The 972-nt window shown below is 38.0% G+C and carries 1 protein-coding gene; it reads left to right on the forward strand.

Translation table 11 applies throughout. The features are described 5' to 3' along the window. Nucleotides 1-139: 139 nt before the first annotated feature. On the forward strand, nucleotides 140-972 hold an 833-nt coding region (gene istA / locus CWS01_RS22170), incomplete at its 3' end, for an IS21 family transposase (protein WP_157827729.1).

A 972-nucleotide genomic window follows, 5' to 3' on the forward strand; every position in this document is an offset into this window, starting at 1 on the left:
GTGTTTTTGATAAATTAAATTTGAGCCACTATTAAATGATTTGATCACATAAAAAATGAGCCACTCAATTTCCAATTCTATTAACCTCTCTTATGATAGAAAGTGACCAAACTTACTTCATAATGAGAGGACGAAAAGGATGATCGAAATGGCCCAATATCATAATATCAAATTCTTAAAAGAGGTTGAAGGCTTATCACAAAGACAAATTGCGGCAAAACTTGGAATTTCTCGTAACACAGTAAGCAAATACCTTAAAAGCAACACATCTCCAACAACCGTCCTACGAAAAAAAGTGTATGGAACCAAGGAGTATTCACCAGAAACAAAACGGGTTCTTCCTATTATTGACCAATGGTTAGATGAAGACCAAAAGAACTGGAAGAAACAAAAACATACCGCGATAAAAATTTTCAAAAGATTACAAGATGAATATGATTTTAAAGGCTCTGCATCTAACATTCGTAAAATCGTAGCCAAACGCAGGCAACAAATTCAGGAAGCCTATATTCCTCTGGACTTTCAACTCGGCCACCAATTCCAATTCGACTGGGGAGAGGCGGACATTATTCTGCAGGGTCGAAAACAACGCATTTTTCTCTTCTGTGTTCAGCTCTCCGCGAGCCGAATTCGGTTTGTAAGAGCGTATCTTCATGAAAAACAAGAAGCATTCCTGGATGGGTTTGTCCATGCATTTGAGTTCTTTGGAGGCGTTCCAACAGAAGGTCTACTTGATAATCTAAAAACGGCGGTACTAAAAATCTTACAAGGTAGAGATCGGTTAGAACAGGAATCTTTCCTTGGTCTTCAAGCACATTACGTGTTTAAAGCAGAATTTTGTAACCCGGCTAGTGGTAACGAAAAAGGGAGAATTGAAGGCTCAGTAGGGTACATAAGAAGGAATGCTTTAGTACCTCTTCCTGAAGTTCAATCTATTCTAGAACTGAATGACTATCTCATAAATTGGTGTAT

It is taken from the genome of Niallia nealsonii (assembly GCF_002835805.1).
Classification (GTDB): Bacteria; Bacillota; Bacilli; order Bacillales; family Cytobacillaceae; genus Niallia; species Niallia nealsonii.